General features: G+C 27.6%; 19 protein-coding genes and 1 pseudogene. 8 read left to right on the top strand and 12 right to left on the bottom strand.

Translation table 11 applies throughout. The features are described 5' to 3' along the window. Positions 1 to 119 precede the first annotated feature (119 nt). Entirely contained in the window at positions 120 to 1,106 is a 987-nt protein-coding gene (locus tag BP769_RS03700) for an alpha/beta fold hydrolase (protein WP_413823661.1), read from the top strand. Positions 1,107 to 1,130: 24 nt separating this feature from the next. Continuing rightward, positions 1,131 to 1,415 carry a DUF5750 family protein gene (locus BP769_RS03695; RefSeq protein WP_409197929.1) on the top strand — a complete coding sequence of 95 codons (285 nt, stop codon included), beginning with the start codon at positions 1,131 to 1,133 and terminating at the stop codon, positions 1,413 to 1,415. A gap of 52 nt (positions 1,416 to 1,467) precedes the next feature. Here the strand turns inward: BP769_RS03695 and nadA are convergent, their stop codons facing one another. The 3 genes from nadA to rnz all read right to left on the bottom strand — a co-directional run bounded on the left by nadA (position 1,468) and on the right by rnz (position 4,210). Continuing rightward, positions 1,468 to 2,388, bottom strand: a complete 921-nt coding sequence (gene nadA / locus BP769_RS03690) for a quinolinate synthase NadA (RefSeq protein ID WP_409197928.1) — start codon at positions 2,386 to 2,388, stop codon at positions 1,468 to 1,470. A 109-nt stretch (positions 2,389 to 2,497) separates the two neighbouring features. Further along, positions 2,498 to 3,289, bottom strand: a complete 792-nt coding sequence (locus tag BP769_RS03685; protein WP_409197927.1) for a mechanosensitive ion channel family protein — start codon at positions 3,287 to 3,289, stop codon at positions 2,498 to 2,500. A gap of 24 nt (positions 3,290 to 3,313) precedes the next feature. Then, complete coding sequence (gene rnz / locus BP769_RS03680) at positions 3,314 to 4,210, bottom strand: ribonuclease Z (protein ID WP_409197926.1); 897 nt, start codon at positions 4,208 to 4,210, stop codon at positions 3,314 to 3,316. Between the two features lie 166 nt (positions 4,211 to 4,376). Here rnz and nadC point away from each other — a divergent pair, with 166 nt between their 5' ends. Together nadC and BP769_RS03670 are read left to right on the top strand one after the other, a co-directional pair. Continuing rightward, the gene (gene nadC, locus BP769_RS03675; protein ID WP_409197925.1) at positions 4,377 to 5,204 is read left to right on the top strand and encodes a carboxylating nicotinate-nucleotide diphosphorylase; all 828 of its coding nucleotides are present in this window, start codon (positions 4,377 to 4,379) and stop codon (positions 5,202 to 5,204) included. Positions 5,205 to 5,500: 296 nt separating this feature from the next. Next, positions 5,501 to 5,977 (top strand): hypothetical protein, encoded by a 477-nt coding sequence (locus tag BP769_RS03670; protein WP_413823690.1) that lies wholly within the window; start codon positions 5,501 to 5,503, stop codon positions 5,975 to 5,977. A 60-nt stretch (positions 5,978 to 6,037) separates the two neighbouring features. Here BP769_RS03670 and BP769_RS03665 read toward each other — a convergent pair whose 3' ends face one another. Next, positions 6,038 to 7,510 carry a radical SAM protein gene (locus BP769_RS03665; protein ID WP_413823658.1) on the bottom strand — a complete coding sequence of 491 codons (1,473 nt, stop codon included), beginning with the start codon at positions 7,508 to 7,510 and terminating at the stop codon, positions 6,038 to 6,040. A 165-nt stretch (positions 7,511 to 7,675) separates the two neighbouring features. On the opposite strand from BP769_RS03665, the gene BP769_RS03660 reads away from it, so the two are divergent. Then, positions 7,676 to 8,353, top strand: a complete 678-nt coding sequence (locus BP769_RS03660) for a TetR/AcrR family transcriptional regulator (RefSeq protein WP_413823655.1) — start codon at positions 7,676 to 7,678, stop codon at positions 8,351 to 8,353. A 16-nt stretch (positions 8,354 to 8,369) separates the two neighbouring features. Here the strand turns inward: BP769_RS03660 and BP769_RS03655 are convergent, their stop codons facing one another. Beyond that, positions 8,370 to 8,945: a ZPR1 zinc finger domain-containing protein gene (locus tag BP769_RS03655; RefSeq protein ID WP_413823653.1), complete on the bottom strand. Its 576-nt coding sequence runs from the start codon at positions 8,943 to 8,945 to the stop codon at positions 8,370 to 8,372. A gap of 50 nt (positions 8,946 to 8,995) precedes the next feature. Then, positions 8,996 to 9,940: a 3H domain-containing protein gene (locus BP769_RS03650; RefSeq protein ID WP_413823650.1), complete on the bottom strand. Its 945-nt coding sequence runs from the start codon at positions 9,938 to 9,940 to the stop codon at positions 8,996 to 8,998. Between the two features lie 264 nt (positions 9,941 to 10,204). Between BP769_RS03650 and BP769_RS03645 the strand changes: the two genes are divergently transcribed. Beyond that, complete coding sequence (locus BP769_RS03645; protein WP_409197920.1) at positions 10,205 to 11,251, top strand: DUF1611 domain-containing protein; 1,047 nt, start codon at positions 10,205 to 10,207, stop codon at positions 11,249 to 11,251. Positions 11,252 to 11,291: 40 nt separating this feature from the next. Then, a complete protein-coding gene (locus BP769_RS03640) occupies positions 11,292 to 11,687 on the top strand; it encodes a cell division protein SepF (protein WP_409197919.1) in 396 nt (131 codons plus the stop codon). Between the two features lie 45 nt (positions 11,688 to 11,732). Here the strand turns inward: BP769_RS03640 and BP769_RS03635 are convergent, their stop codons facing one another. Next, entirely contained in the window at positions 11,733 to 12,488 is a 756-nt protein-coding gene (locus BP769_RS03635; RefSeq protein WP_409199097.1) for a TatD family hydrolase, read from the bottom strand. Positions 12,489 to 12,607: 119 nt separating this feature from the next. Here BP769_RS03635 and BP769_RS03630 point away from each other — a divergent pair, with 119 nt between their 5' ends. Beyond that, the gene (locus tag BP769_RS03630) at positions 12,608 to 13,210 is read left to right on the top strand and encodes an FmdE family protein (RefSeq protein WP_409197918.1); all 603 of its coding nucleotides are present in this window, start codon (positions 12,608 to 12,610) and stop codon (positions 13,208 to 13,210) included. A gap of 23 nt (positions 13,211 to 13,233) precedes the next feature. Here the strand turns inward: BP769_RS03630 and glyS are convergent, their stop codons facing one another. From glyS to BP769_RS03605, 5 genes and pseudogenes are all read right to left on the bottom strand, one after another. Continuing rightward, positions 13,234 to 14,940 carry a glycine--tRNA ligase gene (glyS, locus tag BP769_RS03625; RefSeq protein WP_409197917.1) on the bottom strand — a complete coding sequence of 569 codons (1,707 nt, stop codon included), beginning with the start codon at positions 14,938 to 14,940 and terminating at the stop codon, positions 13,234 to 13,236. A 115-nt stretch (positions 14,941 to 15,055) separates the two neighbouring features. Further along, positions 15,056 to 15,643: a dCTP deaminase gene (gene dcd / locus BP769_RS03620; RefSeq protein WP_413823647.1), complete on the bottom strand. Its 588-nt coding sequence runs from the start codon at positions 15,641 to 15,643 to the stop codon at positions 15,056 to 15,058. A gap of 137 nt (positions 15,644 to 15,780) precedes the next feature. Further along, positions 15,781 to 16,659, bottom strand: a complete 879-nt coding sequence (locus BP769_RS03615; protein ID WP_413823644.1) for a TrmJ/YjtD family RNA methyltransferase — start codon at positions 16,657 to 16,659, stop codon at positions 15,781 to 15,783. Positions 16,660 to 16,678: 19 nt separating this feature from the next. Continuing rightward, positions 16,679 to 18,175, bottom strand: coding sequence for a fumarate reductase (CoM/CoB) subunit TfrB (gene tfrB, locus BP769_RS03610; RefSeq protein WP_413823642.1), 1,497 nt, complete (start codon positions 18,173 to 18,175; stop codon positions 16,679 to 16,681). A gap of 172 nt (positions 18,176 to 18,347) precedes the next feature. Further along, positions 18,348 to 18,527, bottom strand: a pseudogene (locus BP769_RS03605) (transposase family protein); the annotation flags it as partial.

The following is an 18,527-nucleotide window of genomic DNA, read 5'->3' as shown; positions in this document are numbered from 1 at the left end:
TTAATAATTATTTTAGTTAATCATATTAAATTAATCTTATTGTAGTTTATAAAAAATTTTATTAAATAAATAAATATAATAAAAATTAAAAAATATAAAAACGGAGGGTTACTTAGTTTATGGATATTGAAAATACTATTAAAAAAGAAAGTCATTTTCTCACTGAATTTAAATTTGAAGCCGGTGATGTTCTAAGAGGGGTTAAAGTTGAATATGGGACATTAGGAACACCAAAATATGATAAATATGGTCGTGTTATTAATGCTATTGTTTATTGTCATGGTTCAAGTGGAAGTTATAAATCTGTTCGAAGAATCAATGAAATAACCGGTCCTGGTGAAGTAATTGATACTGATAAGTTTTTCATAATAAGCATGTCTACTTTAGGATCACCTGGAAGTGCTAGTCCATCTACTACTTCATTAGGTCATAATTTTCCAAAGTACAATATAAAAGATATGGTTAATTTTCAAATTAAATTTTTAAAAGAAAAATACAGAATTAATCATATTATTGGAGTCATTGGTAATAGTATGGGAGGATTTGAAGCATTAACTTGGGCAACTGAATATCCTGATTTTATGGATTTCACTATTTCTTTAGCAAGTAGTTATAAAACTGCAGGTCATAATTATGCTTTATCTAAATTCATGAATCATATAATAGAAACTGACCCTGATTATAATGAGGGTAAATATTCTAAAAAATTAGCTAGATCTTTACGTTTAGCTTCTGAATCAGTCTACACTTTTGGACAATCTAAATCTTATTATAGGGAATGTTCCAATGATGAAATAGATGAAGAAATGATTATGTTAGCTGAAGAAGGTGTTTTAGATGATCCTAATGATTTAATTTATAATAATAATGCTTCTTTAAATTATGATATTGAGAAAGATTTAGGAAAATTAAAATCTAAATTATTAATAATAGCAATTGAAGGTGATGAATTTTTCCCTCCTGAATTAGATGGAATTCCATTACATAATATTGTTTCAGGTTCTGAATTAATTATTTTCAAATCATTACATGGTCATCTTGGATCTTATGAGTTAAAACAAGTTAGTGATAAAATAGAGGATTTCTTAAAAGAATTTAAAGAATAAAATTTTTTGGAGGGTTTTATTAAAATGATTGTGAAATTAGTTGATTATGGTATAGAATCTAATAATATTGGTTATATTACTTATAATATTTCGGATTTAGATAAGAATTCTCTTAGTTTTTTATATAATAATTTAACAGATGGGGAGAAAAAACTTAAGGATGATTCTTTAATTTTAACTATGAAATACTCTGAAAAGTTTTATCCGTTTAATGTTGATGGATTTCAAATAAAACCTGAAGATTTTGTGGCACGTGAAGAAATTGAAATGAAATATTTTTTATCAAGTTTTCTTGAGGATATGGGATAAAAAAAGAATAAAAAGAAGTGATTTAATTTTTAATGTATAGGGAAAGGTTTTTTTATTTAGATGCTTGTATCATTTTGTTTACTGCATTGAAAGATTTTTCCCGAATATCTTCTGGGACTTTTACAATATGTTCTTCATTTTGAAGAGCATTTTTAAGATTTTTTAGGGTATGTAATTTCATAGTTTCACAGATTGCATCTGAAAGTAGAGGATATAATTTTTTACCAGAAGTTTCATTCTCTACTCTTGTCATGAAATCAATTTCTGTTCCTATAATAAATTCATCTTTCTCTGAATTTTTAATATGATTTAACATTCCACCAGTACTTAACACGTAATCTGCAGCATTTTGAACTTCTATATCACATTCTGGGTGTACAATAACATCTGCATTTGGATGTGTTTTTTTAGCATTATCAATATCTTTTACTTCATATTTTTTATGTACGTAGCAGTGACCGTCTCCTGGTATTGGTATGATTTTTTTGTCGGTTTGTTTTTCCACGTATCTTCCAAGGTTTGTGTCTGGTCCGAATAGTATTGTGTCTGAATCTAAACTTTCTACTATTTTTAATGCATTTCCACTGGTACATAATATGTCTGATTCGGCTTTTGCTTCAGCTAAACTATTAACATATAATACAACTGGTGCTTTAGGGTATTGTTTTTTTGCTTCTTTTATTTGTTCTGCATTTAACATGTGTGCCATTGGGCATTCTGCTTCAACATCTGGTATGAGGATTTTTTTATTTGGATTTAGTATATATGCTGTTTCTGCCATGAAGTCTACTCCACAGAATACGACTATATCTTTATCTTCTATTTCAGATGCTTTAATACATAATTCTAGTGAGTCTCCAAGGAAATCAGCTACTTCTTGGATTTCTTTTGGTTGGTAATTGTGTGCAAGTATTATTGCATTTTTTTCTTCTTTTAATTTAAGAATTTCTTCAATCAGTATTTTATTTTCCATTTTTTTCTCTTCCCTACTTTTTTTATATATTTTATGAATCATTATATTAAAATAAGTACTATATAACTATTGTTATAAAAATTTTTTTATTTAAAAAAAATTATTCCATTCATACTTTCTTTTCAATTTTCAAGACTTTATTCTTATTATGTTTTTCAATAATCTGTCTGACTTCATCACCTAATTCTAAAGTATATTCACTAACTTTAGTATAATCATTAACCCAAATAAATAGTTTAACTTGACTTCCAAATTCACTTATATCCATATCATAAACTATTGGTTTTTTTCCAGACATTACCCAAGATTTTTCTTCAAATTTTTCAACAAAATCATCACTAAATGCTTTCAAATCAATTCCAAAAGGAACCAATACTTCTAATACTATTTTATTTAATTCTAATTTAGGATAATTTACATACATTTCAGTATTTAATGTGCTGTTAGGTATTGTTACTCTAAATCCATCAACTGTTATAATTTCAGTGTTTCTGAAAGTAACTTTTGAAACTTTACCTTTTAAATCATCCACACTAATAATTTCTCCAACTTTAATATTTTTATCTGTAATTAAAAATATTCCACCTATAAAGTTACTGAAAACATCCTTAGCAGCAAAACCTACTACAATACCAATTAAACCTAAACTAATAATTATTCCTTGTAAATCTATTCCTATTAACTTTAAAATCCAAGCTAATGCAAAAATTAGGATTATATATTTTAATAAATCAGTAATTAAATATAATATGGTTAAATCCATATTGAATTTTTTCCAAAACTTTGTAATTATACTACTTAAAATATGTAAACTTATATAAGCTACAATTAAAATGATAATAATGTAGAAAAAAGTGTCTAAAAAACTTAGATCTAATATTTGGGATAATGTTGGAATCATAATATAATCTTCTTTATTTTATCTTTAAAGTTCTATCTTCATGAAATCATATGCAACTACACTATTTTTAAAAACTTCAGATGCTTCTTTTTCTATAGTTAAAGTATTCGTATAACGAGTACTGAAATGTGTTAAAATTAACTGTTTAACATTTGCTTTTTTCGCTATATTTGCTGCTTCTTTAGATGTTGAATGAGAGTGATCTTTTGCTTTTTCACAATCACTGGAATCATAAGTTGATTCATGTATTAATATATCGCTATCTTCTGCTAGTTTCACAATTCTTTCATTAGGTCTTGTATCTCCAGAATATGTTATTTTCCTACCTTTTCTTGGAGGTCCTAACACCATTTTAGGGGTTATTTCTTGACCATCAACTATTACAGACTCGCCATTATGTAATTTTCCAAAATCAGGACCAATTGGAACACCTAATTCTATTGCTTTTTCTCTTAAAAATCGTGGTTTCTTTTTTTCAGTAATAGAGTAAGCTAATGCTGGAACATTGTGGTCTGCAAATGCACATTCTATAATATATTCCTCGTTGTCTATTACTTCTCCTTCTTCTAAAATTTCATGAAAATTTAATGGGAAATTTATTACAAAATAACCTATATGTTGAATTGCATTAAATAGGGCATTTACTCCTTTAGGACCATATACATCTAAAGGTTTCTCCCTACCTCTAAAACCCATTGATTGTATAAGTCCAGGTAACCCAAGTATATGGTCTCCATGGAAATGTGTTATGAAAATTTTTTCTATTTTCATTGGACTAATATGGGCATAAGTTAATTGTTTTTGTGTTCCTTCACCACAGTCAAATAATATTACTTCACCAAATGCTTTTAAACTTATGCTAGAGTGGTTTCTTTGTTTACTTGGTACTGCAGATGCTGTTCCTAAAAATTCAATTTCCATATAAATTTTTCCTTTTTTTTAAGAATTATAAAAATTCGTCTTTAATATTTATATTTCTCATTTAATATAAAATTAAATACTAATAAATAATATTAAATTTAAATTAAATATTATAAATAAATCTTTTTTGTTATAAATTTATTAATAAGATTTTAAGGGATTATATATGGATGAAATAATTAAGTATATGTTAACAGAAGATGAAGGTTATGGAGATATAACTTCTAATGCTTTAATAAATTCAGATATTGTTGTTGAAGGTTTTATATTATCTAAAGATACAGGTATTCTTGCAGGTATTAATATTATTAAAGAAATTTTTGAAGAATATAATGTTTCTATATTAAGTAGTTTGAATAATGGAGATATTATTAAACCAGGGGATAGATTAATAGAATTTAAAGGTTTAGCTAAAACTATTTTACTTATAGAACGTACAGTTCTTAATCTTTTAATGAGAATGAGTGGCGTGGCTACTAAAACATTTAATATTGTAAATGAAGTTCATAAAATTAATCCTAACTTAAAAATTGCAGGTACAAGAAAAACTTCTCCAGCTTTACAAAAATTTGATAAAGAAGCTATAATTATTGGGGGAGGAGATCCTCATAGAAATGGTTTAGATGATATGGTTTTAATTAAAGATAATCATATTGCTATTGTTGGGGGCGTTGCTGAAGCATTAAAACTTGCTCATTGTAATGTTAGTTTTTCTAAAAAAATAGAAATTGAAGTTGAAAATAGTGATGATGCAGTAATTGCAGCTAAAAATGGTGCAGATATTGTAATGTTTGATAATATGAATCCTGATGAAGCTCTTAAAACATTGAATATATTAAAAAATGAGGGTTTACGTGATAATGTATTAGTTGAATTATCTGGTGGGATTACTGAAGAGACTATTCTTAATTATGCTAGTTTAGATGTGGATATTATTTCTTTAGGTGCTTTGACTCATTCTACTCGTAGTTTAAATTTTAGTTTAGATATATAAATTTTTTCTATTTTTTTTAGTTTCTTTTTCCTCATTTTTCGCACTATTAAAATTCTTATAGTAAGCTTTAATAATTATTATAGTTTTCCTTTACACTACTTGAAAAATTATATTGTTTTGCAATAATTTTAAATATGTTTATATACTGCTTAAAACAAATATAGGTATACACATAGATGAAATAAGCAATACTTATTAAAGTAGAAGCTTTTTTTTACAAAAATAAAAAATTTTAAAAAAAATAAAAATTTCACAGGAGTTTAATGATTATGTCAGAAGAATATGAAGAAGTAAATATGGAAGAGGAAAATAGCACTGAAGAAAACGAAGAAACTGAAGAACAAATCACAGAAACGGTAGAAGAAGTACCTGATGATGATTTACCTTTCGCTAAAGCAGAAGTAGTACGTTTAATGAAAGAAAACTTAGACTCTGACAAGATGATTAGAGAAAGAGTAAAAGTAGAAATGAACAGATTCCTTGGAGATGTTCTACAAAATGTATGTAAACAATTAAACGATTACCCATACACTACAATAGAATATGAAATGTTAAAAGAATCAACATATGCATATAATAATATTACTAGAATCAATAAAGAAAAAGAAAGAATATTATTACATTTAGATGCAATAAAGGCAGATTGTGATGCTTTAGCAATGGATGTTAAAAGAACAATGAAACTTAAAGATGTTGAAGAAGAAGACGAAGATTTTGCTGAATTTTCATCATCTAATATATCAGAAGAAACTGAAGGTGAAGAAGAATATTAATTAAAAATATTTTCCTTTAATTTTTTTATCTTCAAAGAAAATAACTATTTTTAAAAAATATTATTTAGCTAAATATTCACTAGATTCTTTTTCTATGATTTTATCCCATGCATTTTTATTTTTTTCACATCCGGGATCTGGATATGTTACATCATGGAAGTAATTGTAAGCTCTAGCTCTACATCCTCCGCATATATATCTAGAGTCACAAACTCCACAATGGCCCAATAATGCATCTTTATCTCTTAATTTCATTAGTAATGGATTATTTGTCCATATATTTTCAACATCATCACGGATATTTCCTAATTTAACTTCTTTTTCATGGGGGAAGAATACACATGGATAAATATCTCCATTAGGTTCTATACTCATATAAAATCTTCCTGCTCCACAGCCTCCTACAAATTCTGATAATTTCATCATTGCAGGATTACTATATTCAACATTATAAAAGTGTGTAGGTATCATTTGGTCATTATTGAATGTATGAGTTACTACATCTGCAAATTGTGGTGCTGTGGATAGTATTTGCATTTCGCCTTTACTATTTTCCTTATAAATTAATTCTAAAAGATTTAACCTTTCTTCAGGAGATAAATCTATTTCACTAATTTCTGCTCCTTTTCCTGTTGGTATAAAGTTATATAATACAAACCAATCAACATTTATACTTCTTAAAAAAGTTATCATTTCAGGGATTTCATCTTTGTTTTTCTTAGTTGCTGTTGTTGATATTTCAACAAATACTCCTGCTTTTTTAAAGTTTTTAATAGCTTCTATTGCTCGTTTCCATGATCCATCTTTTTGCCTGAAATTATCATGTGTTTTTGGATTTACTCCATCTAAACTTATTTGCACAAATTGTAATCCTAAATCTTTTAATTCTTTTGCTTTTTCATAATCATTGAAAATATATCCATTTGTAGCCATACTTACGTACAAACCACGGTCGTTGGCATGTTTAATGAATTCTTTAATGTGTGGATGTATTGATGGTTCTCCTCCACTAAATGCTAAAGATGCTATTCCAAGATCTGCTAATTTATCTATTCCATTTAATATTTCTTCTTTGTTTAATTCATCAGGGCCCTTTTTTCCAGCATTTTCATAACAGTGTATACAGTTAAAGTTACATGCTTGTGTTATGTTCCATACTATTTGGAATGGTGCTCCTGGTGTGAATGGTTTTTTTACTCCAAATGTTGCCATTCCTTTGAAAGTGCTTATTAATCCTTTTTCCCAGTATTCATCCTGCATGGTTTTTATTAAAGATTCTTCTGATGTGTTAAAACTTTTTAATGCTTTATGTATTACTATTTCTACTAATTCGTAGGTTACTTTGCATTTTAAGCATATATTGTCTTGTTTTCCGAGGTAATAATCTAGTGCAGATTCTAATCGTGTTTTTCCACATTTGTTACAGTAAACTAATGCATTGTTTAACATTTTTTGAGATAAAGGGTTATTTATTATGTCTTCAAAGGTTTTTATCATTTTTTCAATATTTTCTTCATCTTCTTCTGTGTTCATTTTATTTCCCTTCTTCTTTTTTCTTGAAGAGTGTTTTTGCAAAGTTTTATTTAAATGACTGACTAAAGGTCACTGACTCTTAGTTAAAAATTGTATATAATTATATATAAACCTTTCTACAAAAATAAAAAATAACATCAAAAAAGAGTATTTGGAGATAAAAAAATGGTGAATAAAACAAGAGTATCCCTACCACCAGATGAACGGAAAGAAGAAATAATAAATTCAGCATGGCATCTATTCTACGAAAAAGGATATAGTAATGTAACAATTAAAGATATCATAAAAGATTTACACATTGTAAAAGGAACATTCTACTACCATTTTAAAAATAAAGAAGAAGTAAAAAAAATAATTGTAAACAGACAGATAAAAACAGAACTAAGAAGCCTAGAAAAAATCTTCAACAATCCAAATTATTCCACATTAGAAAAATTATCTAATATGATAATGGAAATAATTGATGTATACAAAGACACAGAAAAAATCCATAATGTTTACACACGTAACCCTGAACTATTCCAAGATATATTAATAAAAAGAATGGAATCTTTAGAAAAAATAATGGAAAAATTATTAAATGAAGGAATAGAAGAAAAAGTATTTAACCCTTCTTATTATGATGAAGCATTAGAATTCCTTGTAGTAAGTTTATCAATCACATTACCAATAATACACTACACAATTAACTTATGGCCTGAAAGAAAAGCCGTATTAAAATTAAATGTTTTCACATACAATGCCGAACATATGCTAGGAGCCAAAAGAGGAAGTTTTGATAATATAAAATCCCAATATTGGCATATTGTTAAAGATACATCTATAGGAACAATTAAAACCTAAAAAAAAAATAAAATTTTCACTCTTCAGAATCATTATCAATAATAGTAAATCCAGTTTTCAAATGCTTAAGTTCTTCCTCACTTAAATGAGTTTCTACACTTTTTAAATCCATAATTTTACTTTGACCGAAAGGATCATCAATAATTAATGTAACCTCTAAATCACCATTTAAAATTTTATCTAATTCATTGAAAACTTTTTTCCCATTACTTTGAGATTCCTCATCATCAAACAGTGTTAAAGCCCTTTGAGTAGCATCTTTAAATCTAACAATAACCCCTTCTACATTAGAAACATAACCCTGAGATTTTGGGCCAGGCTCAACTTTAATACCAATTTCAGGAATAGAAACAGTTGCACTTTGAGAACGAATAACTCTACTACTTAAATTATCTTTATTAATTTTAAGACTATGACGTGCAGGATCATGTTGTTCTAAACTCATAACATCACTGTGTTTAAAACCACAAGCCTCACAAATTATACTAGATTCCATAACTTCTCCAAAATATGGAATTTTCACAGTTTTTGTATCACTAACTGCACTATTCTTTTTATGACATACAGGACAATCCATTCTCATCTCAGGCATATAAAACATTCCTCTCATTATTTATATTTTAATTATTTATCATTTTCTTTTTATTCACTGTAAAGATATCCTTTACTACCTAATTCTTTAATTATTTTATCTAAAATTTCATAATTTGGTGCACAAATCTTCATTCCATGTTTATTAGATAAATAATAAAGTTCTTTTAATTCCTCTTTCTTTTGAGGATCATCTTCTAAAGCTTTAATAAAACTGTCAGATTTTTTCTGTTCATAAATATTAACTTTTCTAATTAATGGTTCTTTGAAACCTTTAATTGGGTAAATAATACATTCAACACTAGCATTATTCTCTTTAATTATAATATCCATAACATCTTTAAGTTCATCAACATTATTCTTTAAGTAAACAGTTTCACAACTTTCATTAATATTACTTAAAATTTTTTGAACAGTAGTATTTATCTCTTCAGTTTCAATAACTTTAACATCATTTTTTTCAGCTTCACTTAATAAAAAATCGTGAATGGTCCTATTTTCCTTAAAATAATCTAATTGTTTACCTCCACGACGTTTTTCAGTAGCTCGTTTCACAAAACGATTTTTATGTGACTCCTCATCTGAAGATAATATAAAGAAATGAATATTGGCTTGATTTTTATAATTATCTAAATCTATTAGTCCAGGAATTAAATGCACACCTTCAATTATAATATCATCAAAATCTTTTATAGCTCTTTCAATTACTTTTTCAATTGCTGGAACTACAAATGATGCATGTTCAACAAAACCTGCACAAATCAAATCTTCTTCTGTTTTATAGTTTTTCTTATTTCTAAGAGTAGTATACGCCATATATGAAGAAGCATGTAATGCAGGTGCATAATCACTTCCAATAATTCCACGCACAACTTCTCTTATAAAATCAGATTCTATTAAATGTTTTATTCCTAATGATTTGGCAAGTTCTGCAGATATTGTAGATTTACCTATTCCTGAAGCACTTCCAATTAATATAACATATGGTTTTTCCATAAAAAATTCCTCAATTTAATTGGTTTTGGTTTAATATAATATTTTTTTAGATTTTTGGTAATTAAATACTTATTTATTAAAAAAGCTTTTTTAAGGATTTTAATTATAAAAAATACATTTATATTATATAAAAATCATAAATTATTAGTAATATGAGTTTATGAGGAATTTCTTATTTAGAATTTTAACTCATGTTTATTTTTCTATTTACTATTTAACAATTAAAAAACAAGAATTTATTAATTTAATATGAGGAGTGATTATTTGTATTCAATATCATCAGTTGAAGAACTTCAAAACTTAAACCCATACATCGTAATTGGATGTGGTGGAGGTGGGGAAAAATTCTCAAACCTTGAAGGAATTGAAACTGTAGGATTTGTAGATGATGACCCAGATAAACAAGGAACAAATTTTATGGGATTTGAAGTTGCATCAAGTTTAATAGATTTAATGGATGAAGTTCCAGAAGCTAAAAGTATAGTTATAATGTTACCTATAGGTGCAGAAGGGGCAGCTTTAAAATATGCAGTACAAGCAATTGATGCTGGTAAAAATGTTGTAAGTTCATTCAGATCATTATCTATTGAAGATAATATTTCTTTAGCAAAATTTGCTAATCAAAATGGGGTTGCTATTAAGGAAATAAGTCCAAGATTAGATATGATTAATAATATTTTTGGAATAGCTCCAGAAAAAAGTACTGAAATTTTACCAAAAATATCATACACACCAAAAGCAAGTATTGTTTTTTGTGGAGGTACTTCTCAAGAGTGTGGTAAAAGAACAACAACACGTAATTTAGGATTAGCCGCAACAAAACGAGGATTAGTTTCAGGTGTTATATCAACAGATGAAATGGGGCTTGAAAAACCTACTGATTTTAATTTCCGTGCAGGAAGTTTAAGTGCAATGGATATTCCATCCGCTATTTTAGGTTCAATTAAATACTTAGAAGAAGAAAAACATCCAGATATTATTTTCATTGAAGGTCAATCCAGTTTAACTGAAGATGGAAACCCTCACCCTAGAGGTTTATCTGCTGCAATTTTAATAGGTGCTCATCCTGATGCTGTGATTGTAGGTCATAGACCAAATCATCCATTCCGTGAACCAAGAGGCATACCTGAGGAAATAAAAGCTATTGAAGCTGTTGAACCTACTAAAGTTGTTGGAATTAGTATTAATTTACGTAACGAACCGGATAAAACACCTGAAGACTATGAAAAAGAATATGGTCTTCCAACTGCAGATGTTCGTGAAAATCCAGATAAATTATTAGATGCAATCTTAGATCATCTAAAAAAATAATTAAATTTTAAAATTTTTTTCATGGAAAAAGTGATTTTAAATGTCATTTATAGGTACTTTAAAAAAAAGTCTTGGTTTTGAAGAAAACCGTAATAATAAAAGAAATGTTGGAGTAAATGATTTCACTGAAGAATTTTATGACGAAACATATACAATTGTTCCAGAACAATCATTTTATGAAATTATTCTAATTCGCCCAAGAACTATTGCAGATATAGATTATATTTCTGATCAAATTCTTGAAGAAAATAATCCTGTTATTGTTGATTTAGGTTTTCTTGAAAGAAGAGGTCCTGTAGAATTTAAGAATGCTACTCGTAGAATTAAAATTTTACGTGAACAACATAATGTTGAAGCAATACTCCTTGCTCGTGAAGAAGGTAAAAATTTAATTATTCTCTCACCTACTCAGGTTCAAATTATTAAAAAACAATAATTTAAAAGAAGTTTAGAAAAAAATAATATTATTTTTTTTATTTTTTTATATTTTGAAGAATTTTTTAGCATTTTTAAATGCTACTTTTTCAATATCACTATTTTTATAACCTAATTTTTTTAGTGTGCGAACAGTTTTAGGCACACTTATAGGATCTGATGGTTTATTACTTATATCACTGTTTAATAAGAATTTATTAAAACCATATTTATCTAATATTTTTATAGCTTCTTCTTTGGTCATTTTTTGTGGTTGTACGGTTAAACCAAGTGTGTAATCATAGTCTATTACATCTTCTACAACATTAGGATTAATATGATCTATTACCACTAATTTTGGATTTATTGTTTCATCTACAATGATTTTAATATCTTTCAATACTTCTTTTTTATTTTTACGTGGTGTGTGGATGATTACTTTGCTTTTTGTGTCTTCTGCAATTTCTAATTGTTTTTTAAATGCTTTTTGTTCATTTATTGTATTATCATCTAAACCTATTTCTCCTATTGCCACTATTTTCTTTTCTTCCACTAATCTTCTAATTTCTTCATAAATTTGGTCATTGTTTTCACTTACATTTGCAGGATGTAATCCTAAAGCAACTTCTAATTTTAATCCATATTCCTCTGCTCTTTTGGTGTCATATTCAAGTATTCTATCAAAGTGGTTTATTAAGCATGTTTGATTTCGTAGTTTGTAAGGGTAAAATGAGCAAGTGATTGCTGTATCTATTCCGCTTGTATACATTAAATCAAAGTCTTCACTGCTTCTTGAGTCTGCATGGGTATGTGTATCTATCATCATAAATATTCACTCTCTATATAGTTATATTTTTTTTAAATTAATTAAATTTATATCATTATGAAGGTAATATAGAATTAATTAAAAATTATTTTTAAAAGAATTTAAGAGGGATTATTATGGAAAATAATGAAGAAATATTGCCTTTTTCTGAAGTAACTAAATTTCATGGACATGTGTGTCCTGGTTCTGCTTTAGGTTATAGGGTAGCTAAAACTGCAATGATTAAGTTAAATGTATCTAAATCTGGTGATGAAGAATTAGTAGCAATTTGTGAAAATGATTCTTGTGCTGTAGATGCAATACAAGTAGTAACTGGTTGTACATTTGGTAAAGGTAACTTCATATTTAAAGACTATGGAAAACATGTATATACATTTTATAATAGGGAAAATGGTGAAAATATTAGAATTTATGTAAATGCAGATTTTAATGATATTGTTCCAGAATTTGTAGCACTAAAAAATAAATTCGATCAAGGTACTGTTACAATGGAAGATAAAAAAAGTTTTCAACACTTCAAAGATGAATTATCTTATAAAATATTAGAAGTTCCTGAAGATAAATTATTCACATTATCAAAAGCAGAATTATCCTTACCAAAAGAAGCAAATTTATATAATTCTATTAAATGTGGTGAATGTGGAGAATTAGTATCTGAACATAGAATGAAAGAAAAAGATGGGGAAAAAGTGTGTATTCCTTGTTTTAATAAGGAATAAAAATCTTCCACTCATTATTTTTTTTAATTTTTTAATATACTTTTTATTTTACTAGTTAAATCATTAATAGGGACACGTTCTTGTTCTTCAGTGTCTCTGTTACGTACTGTTACAGTTTTATCTTCTATTGTATCAAAATCTATAGTAACAGCTACAGGAACACCTATTTCATCTGCACGTGCATATCTCCGTCCAATACTTCCACTTCCATCGTAATCAACAGTGAAACCATCTTTTCTTAATGATTCTTGAATATTGGAGGCTATTACATCTAAACCTTTCTTATTTACAAGTGGAAGAACACTTACTTTTATAGGTGCAATTTCGTTTTTAAATTTGAAATAATCTTTATCATCATTTTCACTTGCATTGTGGAAAGAATGTAATAATACACAGTAAAGTATACGATCTATACCAAAAGAAGGTTCAATTACATGAGGTATTAATTTTTCACCTTTAACTTCCTCAGTACTTGTTTCAAATAGTAAATGTTCACTTGTTAATTCATAAGTATTGTCTAATTCTAAATTATATTTACCATTTGCTTCAATTTCTTCTTTTAATTTATCTGCATCACAATTTTTTAACCAACCCATAATTTTTGGAGCATCACCTTTGAATGTTGGACCAAATACTTTAAGGTTTGGTTTTACAGTATTTTTAGTAATTGTTTTTGGTTCATCGTAAGGAATATAAATGTTTAATTCTTCATTACTTTCTTTTCCATGTTGTGTTAAATCATAATTTCCACGATCAGCTATTCCAATAATTTCAACCCATCCATATTGATCAGTTAAACATTCTACATCCCAGCAATCAAGAGCATAATGAGCCATTTCTCCAGGTAAGTGTTGACGGAATCTTAACTTATCATTTGGTATGCCTAATTCATTTAAGAATTTTCTTGCAAGGTATAATTGGTAAGTTAACATTTCACTACTTATTATTCCATCATCTAAAGCTTTTTGTACTGTTATGTGTAATTCTTCTTTTTCATTGATTTGAACATCTTGTGAACATAAATCTAAAGTTTCATTTGCTATTGTTTTAAATTTAGGGTGAGTTTTATCTTCAGGGTTTAAGAAGATTTCACATTCTGCTTGAGTGAATTCTCTAAGTCTTATTACTCCTTGACGTGGACTTATTTCATTACGATATGCTTTTCCTAATTGAACTACTCCAAATGGTAATTTGTTACGATAAAATCTAGATAATCTTTTGAAAAGTATGAATATTCCTTGTGCTGTTTCTGGTCTCATATAACCTGGTTTTGTTCCTTTTGCACCGATTTGTGTTTTAAACATTAAATTATAATTCCAAATTTTAGCTAGTTCTCCACCACAAGTTGGACATTTTATTGTATTATTTATTATGATTTGGTCCATTTCTTCATTAGCTAAGCTTTCAACATCTTTATTGATTGCTTCTTCAATTAAATGATCTGCACGGAATACTTCTCCACATTTTTCACATTTTGTCATTGGGTCTGTGAAGTTATCTACATGTCCTGAAGCTTTTAATACTTCTTTTGGCATAACTGTTGGTGATTCTATTTCATAAAATCCTTCACCTGCAGTGTACTGTTTTCTCCATTTTTGCATTATATTGTTTTTTAATGTTGCACCTAATGGTCCATAATCAGTAAATCCACTTACTCCAGAATAAATTTCGAATGAAGGCCATAAGAAACCTCTTTTTGCTCCAATATTCATCATTTTGTCATGATTCATAAATTTAATACTCCTATAAATATTTATTTTTGATAATTAGTTTTTATAAAAAAAAGAATGAGTAATAATAAAAAAATTATTTTTTTTAAAAGTTAAAGTATAATTAAATCTTTTTTTATTTATTAAGTTCATAATCCATTTTAATCCGACTACTTTCAGGTTTTTCTTGTCCCATATACTTACTATGTCTACTAGGATGACCATAAGGGATTTCGGATGGACTAGTCATTGTTTCAAATACTACTTGACATACTCTTTGACCAGGATATAATGCTACTGGCATTGCACCAATATTACTAATTTCTAAGGTTATTTTGCCTTCAAATCCGGGATCTATATATCCTGCTGTTACATGCATAGTAACACCTAATCTACCCATACTAGATCTACCTTCAACACGTGCTACAATATCATCAGGTAATTTCACGGTTTCTTGTGTTGTTGCAAGTGCAAACTCATTTGGGTGTATAATGAATGCTTCACCTTCTGGTACTTTAAATGATTCCATGTAACTTGCCACTTCCTCATTATCTTTTGGATCTATGTAAGGTGTTCGTATAACACGAAATACTTTAAATTCATCTCCGATACGTAAATCTACTGATGAAGGTTGTATTTGCTTTTCTTTATTGTCTAAAGGTTCAATACTAATATGTCTTTCATCCAATAATTTTTTAATATCTTTATCACTTAATATAGCCATAAATATTTGATTCCTGAAAAAAATAATTTTTTATAAAAAAATATAATATTTTATTTTATGTTTTTTTATATTAAATAAGTTATTCACTTATTATTAAAGATTTTTTTTAAAAAAAGAAAAATTATATGATGAGTTAATTATTTCTCATCAATTCTCATTTTTAATCGTCTAAGTATTCCAATGAGAGTATGAGCTTCACGTCCAGTTATGAATGCACGATTAATAATGTTTTTAAAAGTTTTAAGACCATTACGTTTTTTATGGTCTGGAATTTTAATAGTATCAATCAATTCTTTCATGTCCTTAAGTAAATAATCCTTTTCTATTTGTGTACTTTCATCATAACCCTCTACTGGGAAATGGTTACGGTTTTTAAAGATTTCATAAAAAATAATAGCCGCAGCATGAGTTATATTCATTATAGGATAATGTGGATCTGTAGGAATACTAACTATTATGTCACATTTATCAATTTCATCATTTGTTAAGCCATCACCTTCTCTTCCAAAAAGAATTGCAATATTAGTATTTGTATCCATTTTTTCCCCTAATTCATTAGGAGGTATTGGTATACGAGAAAGATTATAACTTCCGCCAGGAGTTCCAGTAGAACCTATAATAAAATCAATAGAATACTTTTTAAGGAAACTTTCAAGATTATCACAAATTATAGCATTTTCAACAAGATTTTTTGCATGCATAGCTTGGTAATATGCATCATCTTTTAATTCACACGGATTTATAAGAACTAAATTTTTTAATCCAAAATTTGCCATTGTACGAGCTAAGAAACCAACATTTCCACTAGTTTCACATTCTACAAAAACTACATAAATATTTTTTTGTAAGCGTAAAGTTCCTTCATCAACAGTTGAATCATTACTTACTAATTGAGCTCTTTTAGTAGATTTTGATTTACTTTCAGTTTTAGATTCTTCAACTTCTTCTTTATCTTTTGTTTTAGGTATTAATTCTTTATTTGTAATTACTTCCTCTTCACTTACTGTGCCGGGCATAAATATTAAAACTCCATTATTATTCTTTTTCTTCACTGTAAGTTAATTTTAATAATTCTACCAGATTCATTCCATTAATTTCTGTTTCATTTATAGCTTCTAATCCATCTTTAATATTGGATTGGCAAAATGGACATATTGTGATAAAATTATCAGCACCAGTTTCTTTAATCATTTGTGCTTTGTTTTTACTTAATTCTAGGGCAATTTCTGGTCTGGCAGATTTAACTCCTCCACCAGCTCCGCAACATTGACATGGGAATTCCATTTCTTCAAATTCTACACCAGGAATCATATCTATAATTTCACGTGGTTGATCTTTGATTCCTTGTCCTCTACCAAGATGGCAAGGATCATGCCAAGTTACTTTCATATCTAATGGTTTCATTTTACTAGTATCTAATTTATCGATTAAAAATTCACTAATATCCATTACATTTAATTTATTGCCGAAATTAGGATGGTCATTTTTAAGTGTTGCACCACAACCTGCACAGATAGTAATTACAGTATCATAATCTTTAAATACTTCCTTATTTTTATCAGCTAATGCTTGTACTGCATCACGTTGCCCTGTACGTAATAATGGTGAGCCACAACATACTTGATTTTCTGGAACATCAACATTTATACCATTAGCTTTAAAAACATCCATTACAGCTTCACCTACATGTTGTAATCTGTAATCTACCATACAACCTGTGAATAAAGCAACTTTAGATTTTTCCTTGGTTTGTTTTTTGTTTTTATTATAAGATTCTATAAATCCTTCTTTTTCTGGATGGGTAACACTTCGACCAGTTTCTTCAACCATTTTTTTAATTTTTTTATGTGCTTCTAAAGGTCCTTCATCTTCACTGTATGCAATTGCTCTTAATTTTTCAACAGCATCTCCAAAACTGTTAATATCTTTTGGACAAACTGCTCCACATTTTCCACAACTAGTACAATCATATAATCCGTTTTCAAATCCTTCTTTTAACCTATTTTTTAATTCTCTTGGATCAAATTCGAATTTACTAATATATCTCATGAAATAAGGTCCTGCGAAGTCTTCTTGGAAATTTTGATATACTGGGCATGCTGTTAAACAGCTGTAACATTCTATACAACTTCTAACTTTTAATGTATCTTCCATTTCTTCAGGTTTCATTAATTCTTCAGGATCATTTGTTTCAAGATGTAAATCCATATCATTTACTTTATTTTCGATTGAGGAACGATCAACTATTAAATCTTTAATTACTGGTAATTTTAAAGGTTGAATTGTTGTTTCGTTTGCTATTTCTTTTTTACAAGCTAATCCTGGATTTCCATTAATTCTCACTGCACATGATCCACACTGTCCAGCTCTACAACTACTTCTAAAGCTTAAATTTGCATCATATTCTTCATTTATTAAATTTAATGCTTCTAAAACTTTCATTTGAGGTGTTTTTTCAATTTCATAAGTTTCAATATATGGTTTTTCATCTGTGTCTTTATTGAAACGTGATACATGAACTTTAATTTTCATAAAATGACTACCTTTCTTTTTTTATTGATAAAATTTTTTAAGATTTATATAAATTTATAATAATTAATATTTTATGCTAAGTACTATTTTAAAATTCTTATAATAATAATGTGAAATTAATTTTCATAAAATTTTTTTTAATGATTTCTATTTTTTCATTATAAAGGCTCTGTCAAAAATTTAGTTGATGATTTTGGTTTTTATTTTTTATGTTCCAGAATTCTAGTTTTAGTTTGAATCTGTTGATTAATCCAGTTTCTGTTTTCATTAGTCTTTTAATATGTTTTGGGAATACTTTTTGGAATATATTCTCGATTTTGTTACTCGTGCGACTAATGTTAGTGTTTTTAAT

This window comes from Methanobrevibacter sp. UBA417, assembly GCF_002508845.1.
In the GTDB taxonomy this organism is placed as follows: domain Archaea; phylum Methanobacteriota; class Methanobacteria; order Methanobacteriales; family Methanobacteriaceae; genus Methanobrevibacter_A; species Methanobrevibacter_A acididurans.
This window is presented reverse-complemented; position numbering and strand designations above follow the sequence as displayed.

What these genes read in the sequence shown, in the direction of transcription:
- BP769_RS03660 (WP_413823655.1), top strand. Translation starts at nt 7,676, where the DNA reads ATGGTGAATAAAACAAGAGTATCCCTACCACCAGATGAACGGAAAGAA.
- nadC (WP_409197925.1), top strand. Translation starts at nt 4,377, where the DNA reads ATGGATGAAATAATTAAGTATATGTTAACAGAAGATGAAGGTTATGGA.
- BP769_RS03665 (WP_413823658.1), bottom strand. Translation starts at nt 7,510, where the DNA reads ATGAACACAGAAGAAGATGAAGAAAATATTGAAAAAATGATAAAAACC.
- BP769_RS03655 (WP_413823653.1), bottom strand. Translation starts at nt 8,945, where the DNA reads ATGCCTGAGATGAGAATGGATTGTCCTGTATGTCATAAAAAGAATAGT.
- BP769_RS03695 (WP_409197929.1), top strand. Translation starts at nt 1,131, where the DNA reads ATGATTGTGAAATTAGTTGATTATGGTATAGAATCTAATAATATTGGT.
- BP769_RS03640 (WP_409197919.1), top strand. Translation starts at nt 11,292, where the DNA reads ATGTCATTTATAGGTACTTTAAAAAAAAGTCTTGGTTTTGAAGAAAAC.
- BP769_RS03615 (WP_413823644.1), bottom strand. Translation starts at nt 16,659, where the DNA reads ATGCCCGGCACAGTAAGTGAAGAGGAAGTAATTACAAATAAAGAATTA.
- BP769_RS03700 (WP_413823661.1), top strand. Translation starts at nt 120, where the DNA reads ATGGATATTGAAAATACTATTAAAAAAGAAAGTCATTTTCTCACTGAA.
- BP769_RS03650 (WP_413823650.1), bottom strand. Translation starts at nt 9,940, where the DNA reads ATGGAAAAACCATATGTTATATTAATTGGAAGTGCTTCAGGAATAGGT.
- nadA (WP_409197928.1), bottom strand. Translation starts at nt 2,388, where the DNA reads ATGGAAAATAAAATACTGATTGAAGAAATTCTTAAATTAAAAGAAGAA.
- rnz (WP_409197926.1), bottom strand. Translation starts at nt 4,210, where the DNA reads ATGGAAATTGAATTTTTAGGAACAGCATCTGCAGTACCAAGTAAACAA.
- BP769_RS03670 (WP_413823690.1), top strand. Translation starts at nt 5,501, where the DNA reads ATGGAAGAGGAAAATAGCACTGAAGAAAACGAAGAAACTGAAGAACAA.
- tfrB (WP_413823642.1), bottom strand. Translation starts at nt 18,175, where the DNA reads ATGAAAATTAAAGTTCATGTATCACGTTTCAATAAAGACACAGATGAA.
- dcd (WP_413823647.1), bottom strand. Translation starts at nt 15,643, where the DNA reads ATGGCTATATTAAGTGATAAAGATATTAAAAAATTATTGGATGAAAGA.
- glyS (WP_409197917.1), bottom strand. Translation starts at nt 14,940, where the DNA reads ATGAATCATGACAAAATGATGAATATTGGAGCAAAAAGAGGTTTCTTA.
- BP769_RS03630 (WP_409197918.1), top strand. Translation starts at nt 12,608, where the DNA reads ATGGAAAATAATGAAGAAATATTGCCTTTTTCTGAAGTAACTAAATTT.
- BP769_RS03685 (WP_409197927.1), bottom strand. Translation starts at nt 3,289, where the DNA reads ATGATTCCAACATTATCCCAAATATTAGATCTAAGTTTTTTAGACACT.
- BP769_RS03635 (WP_409199097.1), bottom strand. Translation starts at nt 12,488, where the DNA reads ATGATAGATACACATACCCATGCAGACTCAAGAAGCAGTGAAGACTTT.